General features: G+C 69.7%; 23 protein-coding genes. 11 read left to right on the forward strand and 12 right to left on the reverse strand.

Going from position 1 to position 25751, the window contains the following annotated elements; translation table 11 throughout:
• Positions 1-56 precede the first annotated feature (56 nt).
• From ACSYGO_RS01945 to ACSYGO_RS01955, 3 genes are read right to left on the reverse strand one after another with little or no spacing between them, the layout of a single operon-like run.
• Positions 57-2813, reverse strand: a complete 2757-nt coding sequence (locus tag ACSYGO_RS01945) for a bifunctional YncE family protein/alkaline phosphatase family protein (protein WP_460385568.1) — start codon at positions 2811-2813, stop codon at positions 57-59.
• Positions 2814-2817: 4 nt separating this feature from the next.
• Positions 2818-4176 (reverse strand): ABC transporter permease, encoded by a 1359-nt coding sequence (locus ACSYGO_RS01950; RefSeq protein ID WP_460385569.1) that lies wholly within the window; start codon positions 4174-4176, stop codon positions 2818-2820.
• Complete coding sequence (locus tag ACSYGO_RS01955; protein ID WP_426681297.1) at positions 4173-5114, reverse strand: ABC transporter ATP-binding protein; 942 nt, start codon at positions 5112-5114, stop codon at positions 4173-4175. Before ACSYGO_RS01955 ends, ACSYGO_RS01950 begins: the two co-directional genes overlap by 4 nt.
• Positions 5115-5397: 283 nt before the next feature.
• Here ACSYGO_RS01955 and ACSYGO_RS01960 point away from each other — a divergent pair, with 283 nt between their 5' ends.
• Positions 5398-5943, forward strand: coding sequence for a GNAT family N-acetyltransferase (locus ACSYGO_RS01960; protein WP_432173609.1), 546 nt, complete (start codon positions 5398-5400; stop codon positions 5941-5943).
• Positions 5944-6207: 264 nt separating this feature from the next.
• On the opposite strand, the gene ACSYGO_RS01965 is transcribed toward ACSYGO_RS01960, so the two are convergent.
• Positions 6208-7176 (reverse strand): peptidoglycan-binding domain-containing protein, encoded by a 969-nt coding sequence (locus ACSYGO_RS01965; RefSeq protein ID WP_460385570.1) that lies wholly within the window; start codon positions 7174-7176, stop codon positions 6208-6210.
• A 349-nt stretch (positions 7177-7525) separates the two neighbouring features.
• Here ACSYGO_RS01965 and ACSYGO_RS01970 point away from each other — a divergent pair, with 349 nt between their 5' ends.
• The 3 genes from ACSYGO_RS01970 to ACSYGO_RS01980 all read left to right on the forward strand — a co-directional run bounded on the left by ACSYGO_RS01970 (position 7526) and on the right by ACSYGO_RS01980 (position 10398).
• Entirely contained in the window at positions 7526-7954 is a 429-nt protein-coding gene (locus tag ACSYGO_RS01970; RefSeq protein WP_460385572.1) for a hypothetical protein, read from the forward strand.
• A 262-nt stretch (positions 7955-8216) separates the two neighbouring features.
• On the forward strand, positions 8217-8621 hold the full coding sequence (locus ACSYGO_RS01975; protein WP_426681301.1) for a MarR family winged helix-turn-helix transcriptional regulator: 405 nt from the start codon (positions 8217-8219) through the stop codon (positions 8619-8621).
• A 55-nt stretch (positions 8622-8676) separates the two neighbouring features.
• Positions 8677-10398 (forward strand): MFS transporter, encoded by a 1722-nt coding sequence (locus ACSYGO_RS01980; protein WP_432187279.1) that lies wholly within the window; start codon positions 8677-8679, stop codon positions 10396-10398.
• Positions 10399-10508: 110 nt separating this feature from the next.
• Here ACSYGO_RS01980 and ACSYGO_RS01985 read toward each other — a convergent pair whose 3' ends face one another.
• The 4 genes from ACSYGO_RS01985 to ACSYGO_RS02000 form a co-directional block, all read right to left on the reverse strand.
• Positions 10509-11123: a leucine-rich repeat domain-containing protein gene (locus ACSYGO_RS01985; RefSeq protein WP_460385573.1), complete on the reverse strand. Its 615-nt coding sequence runs from the start codon at positions 11121-11123 to the stop codon at positions 10509-10511.
• 253 nt (positions 11124-11376) lie between these two features.
• Positions 11377-12183: a DUF1963 domain-containing protein gene (locus ACSYGO_RS01990; protein ID WP_460385574.1), complete on the reverse strand. Its 807-nt coding sequence runs from the start codon at positions 12181-12183 to the stop codon at positions 11377-11379.
• 137 nt (positions 12184-12320) lie between these two features.
• Positions 12321-12830: a DinB family protein gene (locus tag ACSYGO_RS01995; protein ID WP_426681305.1), complete on the reverse strand. Its 510-nt coding sequence runs from the start codon at positions 12828-12830 to the stop codon at positions 12321-12323.
• Between the two features lie 126 nt (positions 12831-12956).
• Positions 12957-13580 (reverse strand): hypothetical protein, encoded by a 624-nt coding sequence (locus tag ACSYGO_RS02000; protein ID WP_435225136.1) that lies wholly within the window; start codon positions 13578-13580, stop codon positions 12957-12959.
• Positions 13581-13906: 326 nt separating this feature from the next.
• Between ACSYGO_RS02000 and ACSYGO_RS02005 the strand changes: the two genes are divergently transcribed.
• Positions 13907-14149 carry a hypothetical protein gene (locus tag ACSYGO_RS02005; RefSeq protein WP_432173566.1) on the forward strand — a complete coding sequence of 81 codons (243 nt, stop codon included), beginning with the start codon at positions 13907-13909 and terminating at the stop codon, positions 14147-14149.
• A gap of 125 nt (positions 14150-14274) precedes the next feature.
• Here the strand turns inward: ACSYGO_RS02005 and ACSYGO_RS02010 are convergent, their stop codons facing one another.
• Positions 14275-14874, reverse strand: a complete 600-nt coding sequence (locus tag ACSYGO_RS02010) for a 2'-5' RNA ligase family protein (RefSeq protein ID WP_460385575.1) — start codon at positions 14872-14874, stop codon at positions 14275-14277.
• A 184-nt stretch (positions 14875-15058) separates the two neighbouring features.
• Between ACSYGO_RS02010 and ACSYGO_RS02015 the strand changes: the two genes are divergently transcribed.
• Positions 15059-15730: a class I SAM-dependent methyltransferase gene (locus tag ACSYGO_RS02015; protein WP_426681309.1), complete on the forward strand. Its 672-nt coding sequence runs from the start codon at positions 15059-15061 to the stop codon at positions 15728-15730.
• Between the two features lie 166 nt (positions 15731-15896).
• Here ACSYGO_RS02015 and ACSYGO_RS02020 read toward each other — a convergent pair whose 3' ends face one another.
• Positions 15897-16106, reverse strand: coding sequence for a hypothetical protein (locus tag ACSYGO_RS02020; RefSeq protein ID WP_426681310.1), 210 nt, complete (start codon positions 16104-16106; stop codon positions 15897-15899).
• Positions 16107-16555: 449 nt separating this feature from the next.
• Between ACSYGO_RS02020 and ACSYGO_RS02025 the strand changes: the two genes are divergently transcribed.
• The 5 genes from ACSYGO_RS02025 to ACSYGO_RS02045 all read left to right on the forward strand — a co-directional run bounded on the left by ACSYGO_RS02025 (position 16556) and on the right by ACSYGO_RS02045 (position 22391).
• Positions 16556-17395 carry a polyphosphate polymerase domain-containing protein gene (locus tag ACSYGO_RS02025; RefSeq protein WP_426681311.1) on the forward strand — a complete coding sequence of 280 codons (840 nt, stop codon included), beginning with the start codon at positions 16556-16558 and terminating at the stop codon, positions 17393-17395.
• Positions 17392-18069 (forward strand): DUF4956 domain-containing protein, encoded by a 678-nt coding sequence (locus ACSYGO_RS02030; protein WP_426681312.1) that lies wholly within the window; start codon positions 17392-17394, stop codon positions 18067-18069. Before ACSYGO_RS02025 ends, ACSYGO_RS02030 begins: the two co-directional genes overlap by 4 nt.
• Positions 18069-19886 carry a CotH kinase family protein gene (locus tag ACSYGO_RS02035; protein ID WP_460385576.1) on the forward strand — a complete coding sequence of 606 codons (1818 nt, stop codon included), beginning with the start codon at positions 18069-18071 and terminating at the stop codon, positions 19884-19886. Before ACSYGO_RS02030 ends, ACSYGO_RS02035 begins: the two co-directional genes overlap by 1 nt.
• Positions 19887-20061: 175 nt before the next feature.
• Complete coding sequence (locus tag ACSYGO_RS02040) at positions 20062-20814, forward strand: response regulator transcription factor (protein WP_426681314.1); 753 nt, start codon at positions 20062-20064, stop codon at positions 20812-20814.
• Complete coding sequence (locus ACSYGO_RS02045; protein ID WP_426681315.1) at positions 20811-22391, forward strand: sensor histidine kinase; 1581 nt, start codon at positions 20811-20813, stop codon at positions 22389-22391. Before ACSYGO_RS02040 ends, ACSYGO_RS02045 begins: the two co-directional genes overlap by 4 nt.
• Before the next feature lie 181 nt (positions 22392-22572).
• On the opposite strand, the gene ACSYGO_RS02050 is transcribed toward ACSYGO_RS02045, so the two are convergent.
• Positions 22573-23856, reverse strand: a complete 1284-nt coding sequence (locus ACSYGO_RS02050) for a phosphatase PAP2 family protein (RefSeq protein WP_460385577.1) — start codon at positions 23854-23856, stop codon at positions 22573-22575.
• Positions 23857-24411: 555 nt separating this feature from the next.
• Positions 24412-25686 (reverse strand): sulfite oxidase, encoded by a 1275-nt coding sequence (locus ACSYGO_RS02055; protein WP_460385578.1) that lies wholly within the window; start codon positions 25684-25686, stop codon positions 24412-24414.
• Positions 25687-25751: the final 65 nt, after the last annotated feature.

A 25751-nucleotide genomic window follows, 5' to 3' on the forward strand; every position in this document is an offset into this window, starting at 1 on the left:
CGTCGGTCAGGAGCCCTCTCAGTCGGTCAGGAGCCCTGTCGTGAAAAGAGCCCGTGTCAGCCGTCGGACTCCGACGACGGGATGTAGGCACCCGGCACGTCGTCCGGCGCGAAGATCTTCTTCTCACCGGGGTAGGGCTTCGTCCATCCGTGCGTCTCGTACCAGGTGAAGTGGTTCATCTGCGCGGGGTTCGCGAAGTCGGGCACGGCGTGCGGTCCGGTCAGCCGCTGCTTGGACTTCCACTTGTCCCACTCGTCCGCGAGCGCCTGCTTCTCGGCCGGCACCTTCGCCGACGGCACGGCCGCGGCGTTCGGGTTCTGCGGCGCCGGGGTGTCCAGGCCGCACGACGGCGGGGTCTTCAGGCCGTCGGTCAGCGAGGTCCGGTTGGGCAGCGCGGTGAAGGGGCTGTAGTCCGGGTGCCGGGTGAACACCGTGCTCATCGGGCTGGCCGCGCTGTCCTTCTGGTTCATCGGGTGGATCCCGAGGATCTGCTCGATGGTCCGGATCATCGTGATCTGTGTGTAGTAGCGGCTGTCGACGGTGCCGTGCCGGGCCCAGGGGCTGATGATCTGGATCGGGGCACGGTGGCCGTCGACGTGGTCGAGGCCGGCCTGGGAGTCGTCCTCGACCACGAAGATCGCGGAGTCCTTCCAGTACTTGCTGTGCGAGATCTCGTCGACGATCTTCCCGGTCGCGAGGTCGTTGTCCGCGACCTGGGCGGCGGCGTTCGCCGGTCCGCCGGTGTGGTCGCTGGAGAGCCAGAACATGTTCAGGTTCGCCGGGCCGTTCTTCTCGAAGTCACGCTTCCAGATCTGGTACCGGTAGACGTCCGGGACGCTGGTGTCGAACTTCGGGAAACCGTGCACCGACACGTCGTTGAGCGACGGGATCGGCGAGGACGAGTCGAGGGCGTAGGCGGTGTCCTGCCCGGTCGCGTCCATGTTCTTCGCGTCGCAGTACAGGTTCTGCCAGCTCGCGCCCGACGGCTTGGTCAGGAACTGCTGGAACTCACCGAAGTCGCGCACGGACTTCCCCGCCGCCTGCGCACCGGTCCAGATGAAGCCGGTGCGCTGATGGCCCAGGGCGTCGTCCTCGGTGTCGTAGCTGCGCGCGTACTCACCGGCCGAGGACTCGGTGTACTCCGGGTCGTCGGCCTGCATCAGCCAGTTGTGGCCCTCGGCGGAGTTCGTGCCGATGTCGTACGTGTTGTCGTACAGCCCGAACTGCTTGGCCAGCGCGTGCTGGTTCGGCGTCACGTTCTCGCCGAACTGGGTCAGCGACGGGTCGCCGTTGCCCTGCGGGACGTCGCCCAGGACCTGGTCGTAGGTCCGGTTCTCCTTGACGAGCAGGAAGACGTGCTTGATCGTCGACGGGTCGCCGAGCCGTTGCGGGACCGGAACCGGCTTCGCCTTGCTCCTGCCCTTGGTCAGCTCTACCGAGCCGTGGGTCCAGCCGTTCTGCTGGAAGACCTTGGCCGTCTGGGCCCTGACGACGTTGTCACCCGGCAGCGTGAACCGCTGCAGGCTCGACGTGGTGTCGTGGGTACCGTGCCCGGCGCTGGTGGTGGGCCGGCGGGCGTCGATACCACGGGTGTTGGAGACGAGCACCTGGTCGCCGTCGGCGGCGATCTCCGCGGGGAAGTAGTCCGTCGGGAGCAGACCAATGTAACTGACGGGCTCCTGCGGGCTCTTGTACCGGTAGACGGCGACCGCGTTGGCGCGGCCGAGCGTCACCAGCAGGTGGCCGTCGTCGGTGAGCGTCACCGCGTCGGGTTCGTAGCCCACCGACGCCTCCGGCCACGGCCGGGTGGCGATGGTCTGTACGACCTTGTCGGTGGCCGTGTTGACGACCGACACGTCGTTGGTGGCGGTGTTGGTGACGAACAGCGCCCCGTTCTTGGCGTACAGGGCGGTCGGGTGCAGGCCGACCTTGATGCTCGTGACGGCGGTGTCGGGCTTCGCCAGGTCGATGACGCTGACCGTGCCGGTGGTGGTCGCGGCGGTCACCGGGTCGGCGGGCACCTGGGTGTTGTACGAGTTGATCGTGGTGTCGCCGGGCTGCGCCGGGCGGCCGCCCTCGTTGCTGACGTACAGCTTGTCACCGACACGGACCATGTCGCGCGGAGCGTTGCCGACGGCCCAGCTCTGCCGTACGGCGCCGGTCGCGGCGTCGATGGCGACCACTCGGTTCTGGCCGTTGACCGCGGAGTACACGGTGGAGCTGTCGGGCGAGAACACCGGCTCGCCCACCAGCGCGTGCTTGGCTCCGTCCGCCGCGATGGGAACGGACGTCGGGCTGGTGACGCTGCCGTCCGGGTTCACCGCGAAGCGGGTGTAGCCGTCCGTCTGGCCGAGCCACAGCTGCGAGCCGTCGGGCGAGTACGTGGGGCCTTCCTGGCCCACGGAGTTGCTCGTCAGGCGCGGGTTCGACGTCGCCGCGGTACCGACGAGCTGCTGCACCTTCCAGCTCTTCAGGTCCACGATCGACAGCGCGCTGCCGCCGTCGGTGAGCGAGGCCGCGACGTGGGTGCCGTCCGGGCTGACCGACGACGACATGATCTTGCCGTTGTCGACGACGAGGCGCTCGCCGTACGGGGCGATGTACTGGTCGCTGGAGACGACCTGCCCCTGACGGGTCGTCTGGCCGACCTGGTCGGTGCCGAACTGGTGCGTCTGCGCGAAGGCGGCGCCGGTGGCGACGAGGGCGAGAGCGGTGGTACCTGTCGTCAGCAGGGGGATCCGGCGGCTGAGACGTCTGCCGAGAAGGCCGGACGGGCCCTTCTCCGCACGCCTGCGACGGCGTGTTACCTGCATGGAGTCATCCCTTCGAGGTGGCGAGCAGTTCGACATTGCCGTCGAACTGCCAGAGCGGGTTCGGTGCGTCTCCGGTCGGAGTGCGGACGAGGAAGTAGCCGTTGACCTCCTTCGGTCCGTCGCCGTCGGCCATGAAGCGGCCGTCCGGGGCGACATCGAGCTGGTAGATGGCCGTGCCCGCGGCTTCGACGCCGGGCAGATGCCAGGTGACGACGCAACGCCAGTCGTTGCCGGGGCCTTCGGCGCTGACCTTGACGCTGCCCTTGTCGCAGGACGCGGTGGCCTTCAGGCGGTCTTCGGTGACGGCCGGACGGTTGAGCTCGTCGGTCTGCACGCGATAGAGGTGGGCGAACGCCGTGGCGAGCGAGGCCTGCACCTTGTCCTGCTCGATGCCGGAGCCCGTGGCCCCGGTCGTCGTGGCGAGGACCGCGACCGTCACGGCTAGCAGCCCGGCGAGCGGGAGGACCCCGCCGGTGACCGCGCGGCGTCCCGAGCCGTCGTAGCTCGGGTTGGTGAAGTCGCGCCGCAGGAAGAGCAGCCAGGCCAGCGCGGTGGTGGCCACGGCCCACACCAGAGCGACGACGATGCCGATCAGGAGCTGGTCGAGCTGCGCCGGATCCGCGAACAGGCCGTTCCAGGCGATGAAGGCGTAGCCGGGCAGGGCGAGGCGGACGGTGACGGGCAGCGGCATCATCTGGGCGAGCTGCATCGCGAGCGCGACGAGCGCGGGCAGCAACAGCCCCATCGGGGAGCGCCCCAGCGTGACCGACCCGAGCAGTCCGATCCCCGCGAGGGCCAGGGTCGGGGCCAGCACGCACGCCCAGGCGAGGAACACCTTCCCCGCGGCGTCCCCCGGTGCCAGCAGATGGCCGTCGAGGCCGACCAGCGGCTGGTTGCCGACCGCCAGGACGCCTCCGACCGCGCCGGAGCAGGCGAGTCCGGCCACGAGCAGCAGGATGACGGTGAGGCTGGACAGTGCCTTCGCCGCGAAGATCCGGCGGGGTGAGCGGACCGCGACGAGGAGGTGGCGCCAGGTGCCGAGCCGGTCCTCCGAGGCGAACGCGTCGCCGGCGATCACCGAGGTCAGCAGCGGGAGCGCCCAGGTGCCCGCGAAGCCGAGCACCACCAGCGGTCCGGCCCATCCGGTGGCGTGCATCCAGCGGCCGAAGAGGGTGTCGCTGGGCAGCGTGCTCTGCCGGCTGACCGCGGCGACGAAGAGCGCCGGTGCGATCCAGCAGGCCAGGAGCAGCAGGCGGATCCGCCATTGCGACACGAGTTTGAGCAGCTCGAAGCGGTAGCTGCGGGCGACGGTGACACGGCGGGCACCGGCGTCGTGTTCGACGGCGACGGTCGCGGTCGTCATCGGACGGCCTCCTGCTGCTCGGTGAGGGCGAGGAACGCGGCTTCGAGCGGCGACACCACCGGGGCGAGCTCGCGCAGCGCGATGCCCGCGCGCACGAGTCGGACCACGAGTTCGTCGAGAGCGGGCACGAGGGCGCGCACGACGAGGCGCTCGCCGTCGCGCCGTGCCCCGGCGTCGTCGACGAGGTGGATACCGGCGGTCTCGGCGGCCAGCAAGCGGGCGGCGTGCGGGTCGGAGGTGAGCAACCGGTAGTCGAGTTCGCGGTTCTCGGCCGCCAGCTTTCCCAGCGGGCCGGAGAACACGACCCGTCCCGTGGCGAGAATGGTGACGTCGGAGCACAGCGCCTCGAGGTCGTCCATGCGGTGGCTGGAGAGGACGACACATGTGCCGTCCGCCGCGAGCCGGTTGAGGACACCGTGCACGTGCTTCTTGCCGGCCGGGTCCAGGCCGTTGGACGGCTCGTCGAGCACGAGCAGCCGGGGCCTGGTGAGCAGGGCGGCGGCGAGTCCGAGTCGCTGACGCATGCCCAAGGAGAAGCCGCGGGCCCGGTCGTCGGCGACGTCGGTGAGTCCGACCTGGTCGAGCACGTCGTCGACCCCGGCCGTCCGCGCGTCACGTCCGCGCAGAGCCGCGAGCGCGGCGAGGTTCTGCCGGGCGGTGAGCGAGGGGTAGAGACCGGGGCCGTCGACGAAGCCGGCGACGCCGTCGCCGGCGGCGAGCGCCCGCCCGACCGGCGAGCCCAGGATCTCCAGTTGCCCACTGTCGGCGACGGCCAGCCCGAGGAGAAGGCCGAGCAGAGTCGTCTTGCCCGCGCCGTTCGGTCCCACCAGGCCATGGATCTGACCCTGCGTCACGTCGAGATCGACATCGTCGAGCGCGACGACATCGCCGAAACACTTGGTGATCCCGCGAGCCCGGACCGCTAGGAGTGCGTCCATGCGTCCCTTCCTTAGAAATCTTCAGGGACCCTAAAGACTGCACACAACACGCTCACAGACCTCTGGCTTAACGCCGCTGGAACGGATCGTCAAAGGGTCGGCAAGTCGGCGCGCCCAAAATCGCCCTCATCAGGCCAGAGTTGGGCAACGGGACGTCGTAGTAAGCCCTTACGCGGAGCACGAACGCGGTACCCGGTCCACCTTCGGTCTGTCCGAAATCGGGCTGTGGCACGATGCCGCGGTGATCACTTCAGCCGTACCACCCGTCGTTCCCGCGGGCCGCATGGCCGCCATGGACCAACCCGTGCTGGCCCTCGACTGCGGCCTGGAACTGCGTCCCTGGCGCGCCGACGACGCCGACGCCCTGGTCGCCGCCGGCCAGGATCCGGCCATCCGCCGCTGGAACCGGCTGATCGTGCCCTCACCGGCGGAAGCACGCACGCGCGTCGAGCGCATGCACGAGCGCTGGCGGAACGAACGGGGCGCGATCTGGGCCATCGCCCCGCACGACGGCGGCCGGGCCGTGGGCTTGATCGGCTGGGGCGACATCGACCTCGCCGACGGCAGCGCCGAGATCGTGTACTGGATCCTGCCGGCCGGACGCGGTCGGGGCGTCGCGGTCGAAGCCACGAGGCGCCTCAGCCAGTGGGCGTTCGACGAACTCGGCCTGCACCGGCTGCTGCTGTGCCACTCGGTGGCCAACCCCGCCTCGTGCCGCGTCGCGGCGAAGGCCGGCTTCTGCGTCGAAGGCACAATGCGCAGCGCGCTGCTGCACGAGGACGGATGGCACGACCAGCATCTGCACGCGATGGTCAAGGGCGACATCTGACGGTGACAGGCGGTCAGGCCACAGCCCGAGCGAGGTATGGGCCGCCTCGTCGACGGCCCCGCCGACCCGTCTCACGCACCGTCGCGTATGGCTCCGTGGGCTAGGGGGTTTCGTTTGGATCAGGTCGGATCAGGCCGCGGCGTCCGGTGCGGTGCATCGCACGGCGGAGGATCACCCGCGTACTGGCCGTACTCGGGTGGTCCGACAACGCGGCGAGGTGCCGTGCCGGGCGTCGCGGACCCGGGCTGAACCAAACGCAACCCCCTAGGTGGTCCGCAGCATGAGAGCGTGACGCGTCTCGTCGCCGTACACGCCGGTCTCGTCCCCGCGAATGCCGTACCACTCCTGGAATCTGGCCACCGCCTCCCGGACCTCCGTGCCGTAGCGGCCGTCGATCGCACCACCGTCGTACACGTTCGGGATCTGCAGCAGACGTACCTGCAACTCGTACACGCCGTGGCCGCTGTCCCCCTGGCGCAGCACGCCCGTCCCCGGGATCTCGGGAAGCGAGGGATCCGGCGTGTCCGGCACCGGCTGGTGCAGCCGTTCGGCGGGCGGCGAACCCTCCTGCGGCACAGGGTGATTGCCGACCAGGAACGAGGATGCGAGAACCAACCCGCTCACGGCACCCACACCGAAGACACCGGCGGCACGGGCTTCACGCCGATGGACGAGGCCCCGCCATCCAAGACCTCTCTTCGCCGCGTGCGCGGGGCCTGCGTGACGCGGCTCCGTCGGTCTGCCCTCCGGCGGGACCGGAGCAGCCTCCGGACGTGGACCGCGCAGCCACAGCTGTTCGACCACGCCGTCGCGCCGAGCACGGTGTTGACCTGGTGCGGCGGTCCGCGGTGGCTCCTCGGGGCGCGGCGGGGCGCCGTGCGACCGTCCCTCATCCGGGGCGGGGACATTCCGCAGCGGTCGCATCCGTGGGCGCGGGGGCAGTGCCGGAGGCGGGGTCGGGACCGGAGCCGGCACGGCGACCGGGACCGGGGTCGGCACGGCGACCGGGACCGGAGCCGACACGGCCAGGCCGGCGTCCGTGACCGGTCCGCCGTGCAGGGCGCCGGGCGGTGACGGCACCCCGGCATGCTCCAACCGCTCGTCGCCCGCGTAGAGGTCGGCGCGCGCCGCGTCCAGGGCGTCGAACACGGCTTGAAAGGAGTGCTGTATCTCCTGCGCGATGTCGGGTCCGTAGCCGGGAGCTTGCTGTGGTTCGGGGTCGTTGGGTCCCACCGGCGGTCCTCCTTGAGCACGTACGTCCGCGGCGATGGCGGGCGTCCCCAACGTCACTTCCATGGAGCGGAGTTGAGTCACGCGGAGCTGACCGCGCCCTGCTGTTGCGTCGTGATGCGATACGCAACGCACGCGGACTTGTCTCATTCGAGAGAGCAGGACGTACGCCACGGCGTTCGGGGGCCCGGCGGAGTCGCACGCGCGCGGCCACCTGCCGATCACTGTCCCGTTTGCGCGCACTCCCCAGGATCGCCTGGTCAAAGGAACGGCCGTGACTTGTGCAAGATCGTCGCCCGGTGGCGTTTCATGGTCCATATTCAGTGCGGGGGCACTTCAGGGAGGGGACACCATGTCGCGCGATCGGGAGCGCAGCAGGCGGACGACGCGAAACGCCGCACAGGCGGTGACCGCCGCTGTCGTGCTGTGCCTGCTGACGAGTTGCTCCTCCGACGACCCCGCGAAGGACAAGGAGCGGCAGCGCACCTACTGCAGCCGGTTGGGGGCCTGGCAGGACGCCCGGGACGCTGCGGCAGGCAACGCCACGGGCGTCGACGAGAGTGACGCACAGGGCAGTGATGCCCCCGGCACCGACGACGCGTCGATCGCGGGCGACCTGGCCGTCGCCGCATCGAGAGTGCTGAACCGGGAGAAGCTGGATCGCACCGGCAGCCACATCCTCGACGACACCGTGCTGGCGGTCGGCGGCGATCCGGCAGCCGAGAGTCGTGCGGTGTCCTACTGCGACGACTCCGGCTTCGAGACGATGGTCGAGCGGTGAGCCGGACGGCGAGCGGACTGGGCGACCGCTGAGAGGCGGTCCCGCACGCCATCGGTCTCCGTTCGGGCCACCCCGCACGGAGACCGACGCCTCCCCCGCACACCGCGAACCGCACCCCTCCAAGGATATTGCTTCACAGTACACGTAGATGCATAATGACCTTATGCATAAGCGCGTTATGGATCCCGACTCCCCGAACGCCTCAGACGCTTCGGGTGCTTCGGACGCTCCGAACACTCCGGACGCTTGGGCCGAAGACCTCATGATCGCCGTGGAGCGGATGGTCCGGTACGTACGCCGCAGCGCCACGACCGGAGGTCTGAGCACCGCCGCCTCCTCCGCACTGGGCCGACTGGGCCGGGAAGGTCCTCAGCGCCTGACCGAACTGGCACGGGCCGAGAACGTCTCCCAGCCCAACATGACCCAGCTCGTCACCCGTATGGAACGCGCGGGGCTGGTCCGGCGCACGGCCGACCGCACCGACGGCCGAGGAGTGCTGGTCGAGGCCACCGACACCGGCCTCGATGTGTTCCAGCAGCGGCGGACCGAGCGCGCCCAGGCGCTGCACGAGCTCATCACGAAGCTGACCGCGCCGGAGCAGCAGGCGGTGAAGATCGCACTCCCCGCCCTGGCCCACGCGATCGAGGACGACCACCTGCGCGCCTGACCCACGCGTCGACATCTCCGTATCCCGTTCCGACAACCATTGGAGACAAGCGGCAATGAGCGCACCACATGGGAAGGCTGCCAGTCCGTTCCGGCAGCCCAAGGCCGTCTGGGCCGTGGCATTCGCCTGCGTGATCTCGTTCATGGGCATCGGTCTCGTCGACCCGATCCTGCCCGCCCTGGCCGAGAGCCTGCACGCCACACCAAGCCAGGTCTCCCTGCTGTTCAGCAGCTACCTGATCGTCACCGCCGTCGCCATGCTGATCGTCGGCTGGTTCTCCAGCCGGTTCGGCGCCAAACGCACTCTGGTCATAGGCCTGGCCGTCATCGTCGTCTTCTCCGCCCTGGCCGGCACCTCCGGCTCCGTCGACGGCATCGTCGGCTTCCGCGCCGGCTGGGGCCTGGGCAACGCCCTGTTCATCGCCACCTCCCTCGCCGTCATCGTCGCCTCCGCCAGCGGCGGATTCAGCGGCGCGATCATCCTGTACGAGACGGCACTCGGCCTCGGAATCGCCGTAGGGCCGCTGCTCGGGGGCGAGTTGGGCGCCATCAGCTGGCGCGGCCCGTTCTTCGGTGTCGCCGTCCTCATGGCGACAGCCCTCGTGGCGACCCTCGCGTTCGTGCCCTCGTCGCCCAGGCCGGAGCGGCCCACGTCGCCGATCGCACCGCTCAAGGCCCTGCGTCACCGCGGCCTGCTGACGATGGGCATCATGGCCCTGCTCTACAACTGGGGCTTCTTCACCATGCTGGGCTACGCCCCGTACCCCATGAAGCTGGACGCCCATGAGCTCGGTCTGGTGTTCACGGGCTGGGGTCTGCTGGTGGCCGCCTTCAGCGTCTTCTTCGCCCCGCGCCTCCAGGCTCGATACGGCACGGCGCCGGTCCTCTACGCCAACCTGCTCGGCCTGAGTGTCGTGATGGCCCTCATCGCGGCCGGTGTCGACAGCCCCACGGTGGTGATCGTGGCGGTCATCGTCAGCGGCGCCTTCATCGGCATCAACAACACCCTCACCACCCAGGCCGTCATGCTCGTCTCCCCCGTCGAGCGCCCCGTCGCGTCCTCCGCCTACGGCTTCCTGCGCTTCATCGGCGGCGGCCTCGCCCCCTATGTCGCGGGCAAGCTCGCCGACGCCACCGACCTGAGCGTCCCCTTCTACCTCGGCGCCGGCACCTTCCTCCTCGCGATCCCCGTGCTCGCCAGCGGCCATCGTCTGCTGCGCCAGGCCGAGACCGACACCGGCGAGAGCCGGTCCCTGACGCCCTCGCTCACCGCTGTCGGCGCTCCGGCGGCGGACGACGCGCCACCGGTGATCGTCGCGGTCGGCGCGCATGACAAGGCCGCCGCGATCGTCGACGCCGCGGCCCGCCTCGCCCGCGAGACCGGAAGTCCCCTGGAGGTCGTCCACGTCCAGCAGACCGCCGTGGTCGAGGAGCAGGCGGTCGACACCGAGACCGACGACCAGGCACGGGCAGCCGTCACCGCCCACCTCGACCGGCTCGCCGCGCAGGGCGTCACCGCGACCGGCCAGGTCCTCACCAGCGTGGGCGACCACGCCGCCGCCGGACGTGCCCTCGCCCGGCACGCCGCGGACGTCCACGCGCACACCGTCGCCGTCGGGCGCTCCCCGCGCGGTCCCCTCACCCAGTTCGCCGACGGCAGCCTCACCAGCGCCCTCACCCACGCCGCCGCGTGCACGGTCGTCCTCGTCGACACCGATCACGCACCCCGCCGCCTGTCCGCCGCCACGTTGACGGAGCTGCACGACAGCGCGGCCTGAACGCACTTCATGTGATGCCCAGGGCGGCGGCACGCGCGCGTGCCGCCGCCCTACGCCGCTCCGGCGACGCACGCACCCACCCCCGGCGTGCACCACGAGAGGGGCAAGTCTCAATCGGGCGGCGGCTGTTCGACCCTGCCGCCGGTGTGCGGCGTCCGTACGTAGTCCTCGGCGCCCGCGGGAAGAGCGCAAACGCACGCTGCTGAGCAGGCGTTGACCAGCAGGGGCAGGACATCGGTGGCCACCCGCAGGGAGATCCACACTTGGTGAAGCCCGCCCTGGCCGATCGGCCGGTCGCAGACACTGCAGCCCCGGACGGCTGTCGCTCCCCAACGCCGGGCATCGAGCACCGTCAGGTCCAGACCGGCGGTGCTGTCCCGCGGAGGCTGGAGCCGGGGAAAGGGCGGACGGAACGTGTAGTCGCCGAACAGCGCGCGCGTACTCACCGTGCTCCGGGCCAGGTTGGAGCATCGGGTGATCTCGAAGGGGAACCAGTGCAGCCGGTACGAGGTGTACGGGGTGAACTCCTCCAGGCTGGTCATGGCACCGATCTCCGCCGGTATGCGGACCAGGTTGCTGCCGTACAGCACGAACCGCTTCACCGCCGTCAGCTTGGCGACGGTCGGCGGCAGCGTGACGACCTGCCGCCGTTCCTCGGGGCTGAGTTCGACCAAGGGACGGAACTCCTCCCGCCCGTCCTCCGCCGCCTCCTCGATCAGCTCCAAGAGGCGACGCCATCCGGCGGCAGACGTGTCCTGGCGCTCGGCGTGGAAACCGACACGCGCCCGCGGGTGTGACTTCGTCTGATCGAAGCACCTGCAGACATCACGGTGGGCACCGTGCCCCTCGGATACCGGAGCCGATATGTCGCCCCACCGGTTCACAAAGACCCTCGGTTCGCCGTCGTCAGCCATCAGGTCACGACAGAGGTCCGTGATCTTGTCGCCCACTGCCTGATGACTGATCCGACCTCAGCTGTCAGTGGCAGTCGAAGCGCCAGTCCCAAGGGTGGTCGGGGCACTGGGCGCAATGGAAGAAGTAGACGCCACCGCAGTCGCCCAGCTGAATGTCGCCCGTGATGGTCAGCAGGTGCTCCATACGGTGTCCGCTCGCGCAGTCCGGCCAGTCGGCAGGCTGCGTCCAGGCGGGCCAGCCGCCGACCTTCGTCCCGATGACATTGGAGTCCGGGGGCCACATGGAGCCGCCGGACGGCACCCTGAGACGCGGCTCCCAAGTGTCCGAGATGGCCTTGGGCAGATCGCCCCGGCTCGGATAGTCCTCCGCCGTCGCCGGGGACAACGTGGACGGCACCGGCATGTTGTCCGGGTCGAACTCCCCCTCGCCCGCCGCGGGGATCTCGGACAGCAGCCCTCCGGCCACGACCTCCGCCTCGTTGCGCCAGTACAGCTTCGGGACGACGAGCCCGTCGTCCTGCTCATGGATCAGCGCGCACCACACCAGCTGGAGCAGATCCTTCCCCTCCGGGAACTCCAGCCCCGGCACGTCCCGGGCGAACAGCTGGAGGATCGGCACCATCGGCACCGCGCCCGGGACGATCTCGGTGCGGTTGCGCCAGTCGGAGCCGAACGTCCAGTGGTCCTCCTCCGCGCAGTACGGCCACGGCTCGTCCGCGGGCCACAGCACCGGACCGCCCAACGAGCTCTCCCGCACGCCAGGGTCGCCGGGCTCCGGGTTGAGGAGGGTGGTGTTCCGGACCAAGCCCGCGTACTCCGGTATCAGTGTGAGCAGATCCTTCGCGGGCAACTCGGGTGTGGCACCGGTCATCATGGCTCCTCGAACGTACGAAGATCGACGGGACTTTGCGTCACGTTAGTGCCGGCCACTGACAACCCCCGTGCAGCGATCGGCCGCCCGCGGGGCCGCGCACACGACGCGCCGTGTGCGCGGCGGTTCGCACGAACTCAGGCGCCCACGGTCCCGTCGACCCCCTCACGCAGAAAGTCCGCGTGTCCGTTGTGGCGTCCGTACTCCAGGAGCACGTGCACCATCACCATCCGCAGCGACACCTCCTCTTCCCATCTCGGCTGGTAACCGGCCTGGTCCAGGGACTCCGCCTCCCGCTCGATGCGGCGCGAGTGCTCCACCTCTGCCTCCCAGGCCTGGAACGCCTCGGCCCGGGTCGACGTGCTCGCGTCGTACGCAGCCTGGAAGTCGATCTTGTCGGACCACACCATGGGAACGTCGTGGTCCTCGAACACGCGGCGGAACCAGGCACGCTCCACCTCGGCCATGTGCCGTACGAGACCGAGCAGCGACAACGTGGACGGTGGCATCGACTGCCGGCGCAGTTCCTCGTCGGTGAGCCCTTCGCACTTCATGGCGAGGGTCGCGCGGTGGTAGTCGAGGAACGCCCGGAGCATGTCGCGTTCGCTTCCGAAGTTGGGCGGTCCTATGCGGGTGTCGCCGGTCACTGGCAGGCTCCTCGTGCGTGTTCTGTATGGGGAGCCAGTATTCACTCTCGTTCGCTGCTGCCGTGCGTGTGCCGTCGATCAAGCGTGGCTGTCATCGAGGAGATTGCGGACCGCCTCGGTACCGTCTCATTGCGCGTTCACGACATTGACACTCGTCCCGCTCGACGGCAGCGGGCAAGTGGCCGGGGCACCGTTCGAGTTGCAGCCGATGAGCGCGTCCTGACCGTAGAGAGCCGCTCCCATGACGATCTTCAAAGTCCCCATACTGGCCCCGTTCTGAAGAATGTCGTACGTCGCCAGGGCAGTGCTGGGGCCGAACGTGGAGGGCACCGCGAACCCCTGATAGGCCGTCGGAGAACTCTGCGGTGCCAGATCCGTCGGGCCCGTGACACCCCCGGCGATGCCGCTGACGCTCACAAGATGGAGCGTGTACCGGCTGTCGTTCCGCACGAAGAAGCTGACGGTGTCCAGAGGCGCCGGTGTGCTGCCGACCGTGTGCCCGTTGCCGGAGATCTGGCCCGCCCCGACGTGACTGTCCCCGCCCGAGATGCCGATGTGGTTGTTGTCCCCCTGGGTGAAGATGATGGTCGGTCCACCCTCCTGGGCGCCGTCGCCGTCGCCGTCAGCCGCGGCAGGACCCGCGCCTGCAGACGCCGTGAGCAGAGCAGCAAGAATCGTGGATGCGACAATCCGTGATGAGCGGATCATGGTGACATCTCCCTGGATCGGGCCGGACGGGCGCGAGGGCACTGTCGCAGGAGAACGCCTGGGCGAGTCACTGCTCACGGGACGTGACACGCCAAGGGCATCCCATCGGTCCATTCCGCGGAGCGCGGGCGGAGCCCGGATGAACCAATCGTTGGCCGACGGTCAAGTCGTGGTCGACAGGGGGTGGCCGGCGAGGGAACTGCCGCCTCCGCGGCCGAGCGCGACCGCGCCCATGGGCCCGTCGCAGCCCAGTCGAACCCGCGCGGCGTCGGCGAACAAGCCGGCCGACCACTGCTTTCCCCGCCCGAAAACCGATTCCGCCCGCAGGTCGCCACCGGAGCCCTCTGCCGCCCGCTTAGGATCCGACCGTGACTGACATCCCCGACCACCTGATCAGCCTGGAATGCACGGCGGAAGCCGAGCGGGCCAAGCTCGCCGGCCTCACGGGCGAGGCGTACGACACGCAGTGGCACGTGTGGCGGTCGGCCGCCGACGCGGTGCAGGCGGCGGTATCGGCCCACGCCGAGGCGACCCAGGCGGACCCGCACGAGGTGGAGCGGGCGGTCAAGGCCGCGGTGCGGCGGGCACAGGAGGACCCGGCCGTGGAGTAGCCGGACGCTGGGACGCCGACTGGTCGTCGTGCACGCGACAGAGTCCGTGGGCGGCATCTGACCGCACGGCCTGGCCGCGCTACACGTCGAGGTCGGAGTCGGGGTCGGGTTCGCTCAGGCCCACCTCAATCCTCCGGCACGCGAAGGGCCTCCCCCGTGCCCAGCCTGACCACGAATCGGGCTCGCATGGGTTCCGTTCCGCGCCGGCTGAGCAGCACCACGTCCTCCACCACGGCCGACATCACGCCGAGCCGGGCGGACAACTCGGGGGCCAGACGCTTCGGGTCGGGGGTCCGGCCGAGGGACAGATGCGGGGTGAAGCGGGCGCCACGGCCGCGGCACAGCGGGAACCGCATGGCCAGCGTCGTCTGCAGCCGAGCCCAGGGAGCCAGGTCCGCGGCGGCCGGATCGAGCCACACCGTCGCGTCGTGCCGGTGCCGGAAGTACCGCACGCCGGCCAGACGCGCGGTGAACGCCGAGTTCTCCGCCGCGGCGGCGCGGAGAAACGGCACAGCCCGCTCGAACTCCTCCTCCGGCACGAAGCCGAACACCAGATTCACGTGCGGCGGCCACCGGCGCACCTGTGGATCGTGCTCCCAGCGGATGTCCTGGATCGGCGGCCACAGCCCCTGCGGCGGGAGCCACGCCACCGCCGTCCTGGCCGTCTGCGCCACCTCCAGTGTGTCCACCGGGGCCGCCCCACCGAAGTCCTGGTATTCGTCCACAGTGCCATGGTCCGGGCATCACGGGTCCGCGCCAGTCGACTCACCGAGCGGGCTGCGCCCTGGCCGTCGCCGGCCCGCCATGTTCTTGACCTTGCCCAAAGGTGAAGGCCGACAGTGTGCGTGGCAGTCGGGCCGGCGCGTCGGGCGCGCGGCTCTGTCCGAACCGGATGAGAGGAGCCTGCTCATGGAGGACGACGCTCTCCTGGCGGAGCAGATGGCCTACTACGACGATGGTGCGGCCGAGTACGACCGGCCTTACACGGAGTACGAACCGCTGCGGAAGTTGCTGACTGTCGTCGACGACCTCCCGATCACCGGGGATGTACTGGAGTTGGCCTGTGGAACGGGCCAGTGGACCCCGCTGCTGGCCGCGCGGGCGCGTTCGGTCACGGCTGTCGACGCGTCCGCCGAGATGGTGGCCATCGCTCGGGCACGTGCCGCATCGCCCAAGGTCCGGTTCGTCCGGGCCGATCTGTTCGCGTGGGAGCCGCCGGGGCGCTACGACACCGTGTTCTTCGCGTTCTGGCTCTCCCATGTCCCGCCGGCGCGGTTGCCCGACTTCTGGAAGACCGTCGCCTCCGCACTCGCTCCGGGTGGCCGGGCCATCTTCGTCGACGACGGCCCCGCCGTGGCCGCGGAGGAGGAGGTCCTCGCCGAACACCCCGTCCCTGCGGCGGTGCGACGGCTCGACGACGGCAGCCAGTACCGCATCGTGAAGGTGTTCCACGATCCGCGGACCCTCACGGAGGATCTCACCTCTCTGGGGTGGTCGGCTCGTGTCCGTCCGGTCGCGGGACACTTCGTCGGCATCGCGGAACCGCCGGCCAACCGGACGCACGCCGTGGGGCGTTCATAGTTCCGCTTCCCAGCGCGCCGGAGCTGAGGGCGACGTCTCCCACCCGCGTCGGCCAGGTGGAGCCGGACGAGGGAGCGTCCCACACCCACCGTTGTGAGAAGAGCGGCGAGACTGCGGGACACCTGTCCGGCGCCGTCCGTGACCGCGCTGTCGGCTGCGGATCCGGTCACCGCACCAGGGTGTGCAGTCCGAGAACCAGGAACAGGGCGCCCACGGTGCCGAAGTAGATCCGCATCGTGGTGAGGCTCCGCCAGGGCGTTCCGTACCGGGTCTGCCGTCTGACCACCACGCACGCCCAGTCCCAGACCCACACGTCGACACCGCGGTAGCCGCAGGCCACCGTCGTGAAGACGCTGCCGGCGAGTAGTGCGAGCACTCCGCAGAAGATCAACACCGCTGCCTCCGCAGCCCCGGCACCGGCCCCACCACCAGTGTCACACCACGGCATTGTCGCAGGCGACGAGGTCGGGAACGAATGACCACGGAGGCCGAACACTCAGTCGCCGCCGCTCCGCCCCGCGGGATCCGGTGCGAGTCACTCTCCGGGGGGAGCGAGTGCACCGTGGCCGGCCCACTGCCCCACACCGCAACTCGCGTCACCCGGCGTTCACTTTTACGTCTCTTCCAAGACTCCTGAAATCAACCCGTGATTCTCATGAGCTCCTCATGCGCCATTGGTTGCGTGTGCAAGGCCGGTCGGTCCGCAACGTATGAGCAAGGAGGCGCATGGTGTTCCTGTCGAAGGCAGCCGCGGCGCGTGAGGGCCGGGCAGATGAGGCCCGGGCAGCCGACAGCGGGGGTCGGCCGAGCGAAGAACCGTTGCATGTGGCAAGTCGGTTGCACGCGTTCAACCGGTTCGAGCTGAAGTATCTGGTCCCGGTGGAGCAGGCCGCGGAGATCCGGGACGAGCTGGCCGAGCGGATGGACCGGGACCTGCACAGCCCGATCGGCGGCTACGGCGTGTGGAGCCTGTACTACGACACCCCTCAACTCCGCTTCTACTGGGAGAAGATCGAGGGTCTGAAGTTCCGCCGCAAACTGCGCATCCGCCACTACGGCGACCTCGACGGGGTCTCCGACGAGTCCCCGGTGTGCGTGGAGATCAAGCAGCGCGTCAACAGGGTCACGCAGAAGCGGCGGATCACCCTTCCCTACGGCGTGGCACGGCAGTTGTGCGACGGCCGGGAGATGGTGGACCACTCGCCGAAGGAGAGCGCCTTCATCCAGGAGGTCCTCGAACTGATCGTGCGGCTGAACCTCCAGCCCACCGCGATCACCGGTTACCAGCGCGAAGCGCTGGTCGGGCGGGCCTCGGACACCGGGCTGCGGGTCACCTTCGATCGTCGCATCCGCGGCCGGGACCGGGACTTCCACTTCGCCACCGCGTCGCCCGAGAACCGGTTCACGATCCCGCCGCACCTGTCGGTCATGGAGATCAAGGTCAACGAGCGTACGCCGCACTGGATCACCGACCTGGCCGCGCGGCGCAACCTCAACCTCGTTCGGATCTCGAAGTACGTGCAGTCCATCGAGGGATTCGGTCTGGCTCCCCGCTCGGTCTTCCACGTCGACGAGGCGGACTGCCCGCCACCCACCCCCACAGAAGAGCAGCCGCTGGAGCAGCGGCCGGCGCAGGACGCGCCGTTGAAGGTAGGAGCAAAGTGAACTTCGATCTGCAGGAACTCAGCGGCACGTTCAGCGTGGCCGACGTCGTGGCGGCGATGGCGCTGTCGTTCATCCTGTCCACGCTGATCGGTTACGTGTACCGGTACACGCACCGCAATGTCTCCTACAGCCAGTCCTATGTGCAGACCCTGGTGATCGTCGGCATGATCGTCGCCTTGATCATGCTGGTCGTCGGTTCGAACCTGGCTCGCGCGTTCTCGCTGGTCGGCGCCTTGTCCGTGGTCCGTTTCCGCAACGCGGTCAAGGAGACAAGGGACGTCGGATTCATCTTCCTGGCCATGGCGATCGGTATGGCCTGTGGTGCCCGGTTCTACACGCTGGCCGCGGTGGGTGCCGTGGTGATCTGCGCGGTCGTCCTGGTGATGTTCAAGTTCAACTGGTTCGCGCTGAACGTGCAGCGCCAGGTCGTCAAGGTCCAGGTCCCGGCCGGGGACGACTACACACCGCAGATCCGTGACGTGCTGATCAAGTACACGAGCGAGTTCGAGCTGGTGAGCACCGAGACGATCCGCGGCGGCGCGCTGAGCGAGGTCTTCTACACGGTCCGCCTGAAGAAGGGCGCCGAACCCGGCGACCTGGTGAGCGCGCTGCAGGAGCGGACATCCGGCCAGCGGGTCACGGTTCTGACCGGATACGACACGACGGACCTGTGATGAGCGGCGAGAGCACGGTGCAGCGCAGGCGGCTGCTGCGGGACCGGCTGCCCGTACGACTGCGTCACCACTGGAAGCCGGCCGCGGCACTGGGCGTCGGGCTCGCCGCGCTGGTCGCCTTTCTCGGCGACGCGCGGATCTCCCCGTACGTCACGTCGTCCTCGCGCGCCGAGGCGGACGCCATCACCGACGACGTCGAGGGGACGGTGGACCTGTACGACACCTCGGTGTCGCACTCCATCCAGCTCACCTACCAGCAGACCGACTTCGACAAGATGATGAAGGAGTTCCGCGAGGACGGGACCAAGGACTACATCGAAGCCGATCTCGTCATCGACGGGGTCTACCTCAATGACGTCGGGATCCGCCTCAAAGGGAACTCCACGTTGTCGTCCCTGCGCGGCGGCAAGGGCATGCCCGGTGGCGGCCGGGACCTGCCCGATGCCGCGCAGGGCGCTCCGGCCGGCGCCCCGGGCGGGGCCGGAGGCCGGGACCGCGGCCAGGGCCGGAATGCGGGCGGCGGTCCCGGCGGAATGGGCGGGGCAGGCGGCATGGGCGGGATGGTGCAGTACGACCTGTCCGCGAAGAAGCCCGAGGAACTGCCCTGGCTCGTCAAGATCGACGAGTACGTCGAAGGGCGCGCCTACGAGGGTGAGCGGGAGATCTCATTGCGGCCCGGCAGCAATGGTCAGGTGCCCGTCAATGAGGCGCTGTCGCTGTCCCTGACCGCCAAGAGCGGACAGAAGGCCGAGCGGTACGCCTTCACCGAGCTCAAGGTGAACAACCGGCCCGCAGCCACCCGCTTGATGGTCGAGGCACCCGACACCGACTACGCCGACGACATCGCCGACGGGAACGGCGTGCTGTACAAGGCCAAGGCGAGCGGCAGCTTCACCTACCACGGTGACGACCCCACCGAGTACGAGAGTTCCTTCAAGCAGTTGAACAAGAAGGGCAGCCAGGACCTCGAACCGGTGATGAAGCTCATCAGGTGGGCGAACAGCGCGTCGGACAAGGAGTTCGCCCGGGATCTCCACAAGTACGTCGACGTCGACTCGCTGGCCGCCTACCTCGCCGCACAGAACCTGCTGCTGAACTTCGACGACATGGCGGGGCCCGGCAAGAACTACCTGCTGTGGTACGACCTGGACACCAAGAAGTTCTCCGTCCTCGGCTGGGACTACAACCTGACCTTCAGCGGGGACGCTACGGCCGGACCGGACGACTCGATCAGTATGGGTGGCGGTATGCCGGGCGGGACCGCGGGCCGGACCGGCGAGGACACCGGAGACGGGAAGCAGAGCGGCACCAAACAGCCGCCCGCAGGCGCGGCGCCCTCCGGCGCCCCGTCCGGCGCTCCCTCCGGCACGCCACGGGGCCGGCCCGGCGCGATGCCGAGCGGTATGCCTACCGAGATGCCGAGCGGCATGCCCGAGGGAGTGCCTTCAGGCCTGCCGGACGGTGCGCCGGGCGGGACGGCCGACGGCGGACAGGGAGGCGGGCCCGGCGCGGCTCTGCCCGGCCAGGACGGCGGCGCGGACGCGCCGGGAGGAAACGGCGGCTTCATGCAGCACGTCCTGAAGACCAAGTTCCTCGGGTCGGACGCCTTCGACGGCGTCTACCAGAAGGCCTACCAGGAGCTGTACCGGACGTTCTACGGCTCGGGCACGGCGGCAAAGGAGCTGACCGCCATCGCGGAGCAGGCACGCTCCGCCGGCGCGGGCTCCAAGGAACTGGACACCGCCGTGGCCAAGCTCGAGAAGACCGTCACCGACCGCACCGAGGCCCTGGCCAAGAACAAGAAGGTCACCGGCTGAGCCCTCCGGCATCCCGGGCCGTGCCGCCACCGAAGGCGCCCCGAGATGCCGGAATAGGTACGACTCCGACAGATTTGGGCCTTTCGCGTACAGGATCGCTGCCTACCATCACGCCGCACGACCAGGATCCGCTGTGTTGGCGGCTCCACCTGCCCGTATCCCGAGGTGCCAGAACGTGATCGACCAGCACACCCACACGCGTACGCCCGCCGCCGGGCACACCGTGCTCGTCGTGGAGGACGACGCCAGCATCCGCACGCTGCTCACCTCGGCGCTCAGCGCGGCCGGCTACGCCGTGGCGAGCGCGTCCAGCGGACAGGAGGCCATGTTCCAGGCCGGCAGCCGGCGGCCCGACCTGATCGTCCTGGACGTCATGCTCCCGGACACCGACGGGTTCCGGCTCACCCGTGACCTGCGCGCGCAGGGTGCCTACACGCCGGTGCTCTTCCTCACCGCGCGCACGGGTGTGGAGGACCGCATCATCGGGTTGAGCTCCGGGGGCGACGATTACGTCACCAAGCCCTTCCACGTCCAGGAGGTGCTGCTGCGGATCCGAGCCATCCTGCGCCGCAGCAACTCACCCGCCTCCACCGCGGGTGTCCACCCACCCCTGTGCTACGCCGATCTCACCCTGAACGAGAGCACCCACGAAGTACGCCGCGCGGACCAGGCGCTGAAGCTGTCGCCTACGGAGTTCCGGCTCCTGGCCTGTCTGATGGCCCACCCCGAACGCGTCCTCGACAAAGCCGACATCCTTCAGCAGGTCTGGCAGTACGACTTCTCCGGCGACACCCGCATCGTCGACACCTACATCAAGAATCTGCGCCGCAAGATCGACCGCGATCCGCCGTCGCTGATCCACACCGTGCGCGGAGTCGGCTACTGCCTGCGGCTGCCGCGCGACGAGGCGCGCACGGTGACGCGATGAGGTGGCCGCGACGACCGCGTCCGCACTCCCTGCGCGGACGCCTCGTCCTGATCGCCGGGCTGCTCGCCACCAGCGCCGTCCTCGTCTGCCAGCTCGCCGGTCTGACCGTTCTGCGCGGCTGGCTCACCGACCAGGTCGACGACCGGCTCTCCCACTTCCGTCCCCCGAGCCGCGTCTACGAGGACATCGCCGACGGAACACTCCGGCTGCCGAGCTCGGACAACGCGCTCCCCTCGGACTACCGCGTCTTCTTCTACGACGAGGACGGGCGCCTGCTCCGCGCCTTCCTGGGAAGCAGCGACGGTCCCGGGCCGCAGCTTCCACAAGACGTGGCCGACTTGCACATGGCCTCCGGACGGCCGAGCACCGTCCCGGCGGCGGGCGGCGCCACCGGGTCCGGCTGGCGTGTCATCGCCTACTCCGGACCCGACCACATGCGCACCGTCGTCGCCCTGCCGCTGGACACCGTCGACGGCGCCACCACCAAACTCCTGTGGCTCAGCCTCGGCCTCGGCATCGCGGTCGCCGTCGGAGTCGTCGTCCTGGGCAACGGCGCCGTCCGCCTGGGGCTGCGCCCGCTCACCCGTGTCGAGCACACCGCCCAGCACATCACCGAGGGAGCACTGGAGCTCAACGTGCCCGTGGCGGACCCGAACACGGAGGTCGGCCGGCTCGGACTGGCTCTCAACACCATGCTCGACCGCCTGCGCACCGCTCTGCACCGCACGGAGACGTCCGAAGCCCAACTGCGCCGCTTCCTCGCGGACGCCGGGCACGAGCTGCGCACTCCGCTCACCGCCATCCAGGGCTTCGCCGAACTCCTCATCGACGAACCCGACATGACCGGCGAGCGGCGCCAGGAGGCGCACACGCTGATCGCCCACAACGCCGACCGCATGAGCCGTCTGGTCGACGACCTGTTCCTCCTCGCCAAGCTCGGTGACGCACCGACCGCACACCGCGAGCCCGTCGACCTCCTGTCGCTGGCGGCCGACGCCATCGCCACGACGGCCGTACGGCATCCCGCGCGCGGCATCACCCTGGAGCCGCTCGCGGCACATCCAGCGGGCCCCGAACGCGATCTCGACATCATCGAGGCACCCGGCGACCCGCACCAGCTCGCCCAGGTGCTGGGCAATCTGCTGTCCAATGCCTGCGCCCACACTCCCGCCGACAGTCACGTCCACGTCCGTGTCGGCGCCGCCCGCACCCGTGCGCGCGAGGACCAGAGCCTCGGCAGCGGACCCCCGCTGCCGCCGGGCACATCGGTCTCCGTCATCGAGATCGCAGACAACGGGCCCGGTATCAAGCCCGACGAGGCCCCCCACGTCTTCGACCGCTTCTACCGGGCGACACCGTTCGGCGACCCCGCCGAACCCGCGTCCCGGGCTGGACTCGAACCCGGTTCCGGTCTCGGACTCGCCATCGCCTCCGCCATCGCCGCGGCACACGGCGGTCGTCTCGAACTGGACAACCGACCGGGCGCCGGCTGCACCTTCCGCCTGCTCCTGCCCGACTCGAACCACGTGCCGAAGGACGACACCGATGAGGCTCACCACGATCCGGCTCACACATGACCGGACCGTGAGGATCCGGTCTTCGGGCGCGTCTGTCGCAGGCACGAGGGGCCGGCCTGCCGGCATGTGCAGGACGCCTCACATCGTCTTCTCCCGGATCGGCAACGGCCGCGACCCGATGTGTCGGGTCGCGGCCGCGTGGATCAGGCGGGAGCGCCTGCTGTCCGGACCGGTGTCGCGCTCACGCCGGTTCGGGCTGGAGCTCCGGCTGCTGCGCCGGTGCGACCTTCGGCTCCCACAGCTTGGTGGTCCGCACGTAGCCGTAGATGACGGATGCCATCGCCAGAAGGAGGACGGGCCCGAACACCCCCGGGTGCTTGGCCATCTCCAACGGCAGATAGCGATAGGAGACCAGGAGCGCGGCGAAGACGGCCGTGCCGTAGGCGACGAGCTGGGTCGCCTGGCGGTCCCAGCCCCGGGCGATCGCGCGCATCGCTGTCTCGATGGTGAGAGCGAACACCACACCGGCGATGAGGTCAGCGCCGTAGTGGTAGCCGAATCCCAGGGTCGCGGTGAGCGTGGCGACCAGCCAGAACGTGCCGGCGTATCGCAGCACCTTTGGGCCCTTGCGGGAATGGATGAACAGCGAGGTGGCCCAGGCGGTGTGCAGGCTGGGCATGCAGTTGCGTGGGGTGATCTCGTCGAACGCGATCGAGTGCAGGCCGATCGGCGGCGGGGTGTGGGGCCACAGGTCGGCGATCGCCCACTGCTGGCCGCCGGTGCCGAACGCGCCGGTGCCGTAGGCGAAGACGGGACCGACCACGGGGAAGAGCATGTAGATCGCCGGTCCGAGCAGGCCGATCACCAGAAACGTGCGCACCAGATGGTGGCTGGGGAAGCGACGCTCGATCGCGACGTTGCGCAGCTGGTACAGCCCGAAGATGGCCGCGGCGAGCGGGAGCTGGCCATAGACGAGGTGGAGGGTGTGGGCGCCGACCGGGCCGGTGGCCTCGACCATGCGGCCCACCACCCATGACGGGTTGCCGAGAGCGTGATCGGCGGTTGCCACGTACGGGTCGAGCACCGCCGGGCGGGTCTTCGACGTGATGAGCAGCCAGGTGTCGCCGGTCTTGTGGCCGGCCACCAGGAGCAGGCCCAGTCCGACGCCCTTCAGCAGCAGGACGCGTTCCCGGCCGGTGCGCCGCGTGACAGCGATGACGGCGCAGCCCAGGATCACCCACAGCGCGCCGTTGCCGAAGTTCGGCCGCGCGTCGACGACCAGTCTCACGAGGCTGAAGACGGCGTCGATGCCGATCGCGGTACCGAGCGCGATGAGCCGCTCCCGCCAGGTGAGGACCACCATCATGAGGGCCAGACCGCCGTACAGCAGCGGGCCCGAGCGCGGGCCGAAGATCACCTCTTGCGCTTGGTTCGTGATCGGCCCGGGCAGGCCGTAGTGGCGCGCGGCGATCTCCAGGGCGACGAGGAATCCGAGGACCGCCACGCCCGTCGCGGTCCACAACATCGCCCGCGGTCGGCGCCACGCGGCGAACGCAGTTCTGCTATCTATTCGCGAAAGTGCACGCGACGCTCTAGGTATCAATTGTCTGGCCGATTTGGTAGGTATTGGTTAATAAGTCACTCCTCGCGCCAGATAGCACAGTTTTCCGTAAAGGGTGGGCGATCAGGGCACTCGTCGTGAGTTCGATCATGTTAGCGGAGCCGCGCAAGCGACTTCCGCCGGTGACGGAGAGATTGAATCCCGGCGAATCCCGCGCTTCAAGAAGCGTGACGGAAATGACGAAGCACCCCTCCGCACCCGGTGGACATCGAAGACGTCGCGCGTACCCGACATCACCGAGAAGGGGTTTTATTGGCCGATGTCCCTTTACTGCCGCTTTTCCTTGGCCCACGGTTGTGGTGGCGGTGAGGAGGCCCGTGCCCTGGATCGCCCGGCCGCCGGCAGCCCGGTGGCCTCGGCCGCAGGCCCCCGGACCCGGACGCCAGACCACCCCCGCTCCGGGCCGGCGACCGGACCGGAGGGAACGCCCTGGATTCGGTCACGCCGGACTTCCGTCGGTCACACCACACTGACCGGATGCCGCACCACCGCGTCGAACAGGTAGCCCTGTGTGTTGGGCACGGCGGCATCGGGTTGAGTACGGCCGGCCGTGTCCGTGGCTCGGGCCAGCAGTTGGGTGGGGCCCGGTGCGTCGGGCCGCCAACTGACCGACCAGCGGGTCCAGGTGCCGGCCCGGGGCCGGTCGTGCAGACGGGCCGGCCGCCAGTCGGCCCCGCCGTCGGTGCTGACGTCGACCCGGGCGACACCGCCCGCACCCGACCACGACCGCCCGTGCACCACGTGCCTGCGCCGCGCCGCGAACGTGGCCCCGCTCGCCAGCTCGAAGGCGCTCTTCGTCGTCTGCCGGGTGAGCGGTGCGCTGCCGCCCTCCGGGTAGGAGGAGCCGTACAGCCGGTAGAAGGTGGTGTTCCAGGGCGAGTACAGCGGCTGCGCGGACACCTCGATGTCGCCGACCCACTTGATGGACGCGATGCCCACCCACGAGGGCACCAGCACCCGCACCGGATATCCGTGGTCGTACGGCAGCGGCTCGTCGTTCATCTCGTACGCGAGCAGTACGTCGTCCAGCGCCTTGGCCAGCGGCAGCGGCCGGCGCACCCGGCCCAGGCTCTCGCCTCCGCTGACGTACTCGGCGTCCAGGCCGCGCGGCTGCACGTCCACGGCGTACGGGGACAGCCCGGCCCTGCGCAGGACGTCGGACAGGCGCGCACCGCGCCAGCGTGCGACACCGATCGCTCCCAGCGTCCAGGCGGTGCCGGTGACCGTCTCGCCCTGCTGTGACGTGTAGTAGGAGCGGCCGTTCCCGGCGCACTCGACGAAGGCGGTGCGGGTGACGGCCGGCAGGGCCCGCAGATCGTCGTACCCGAACTCGACCGGCCGGTCCTCGCCGGGGGAGCCCCGCAGTCCGCTCCCCCACAGCCGCAGCCGCCAGTCGTCGGCCTCCAGGACGGGTGTGGCGGTGTGGTTGCGCACGAAGAACAGTTCGTTGGGGGTGTGGTGGCCGGTTCCGCGCAGCGCCTCCCAGCGGGTCTCGGCATTGGTGCCGCGCGGGATGAACCACTCGGGCGGCAGGGGCTTGACGATCGGCCCGTCGGCGGAGTGGGCGGGGCGCGTGCCGGCCAATGCGGTCCCGGCGGCCGTGGCGGCCAGCAGGGTGAGCAGCCGACGGCGGGTGACACCGTCGGCTCTGGCCTCACCGGCGAGCCACTGACGCAGCCGGCGGCGGTCGTAGTCGGATTCGTAGCGGTGGCCTGCGGGGGTGGGAGAAGGCATGGTGGGTCCTCGGCATGAGGGGTGACAGAGCACGACAGGGGCCTGCGCGGGGCCAGGGCACGGGC

Source organism: Streptomyces krungchingensis (assembly GCF_054729265.1).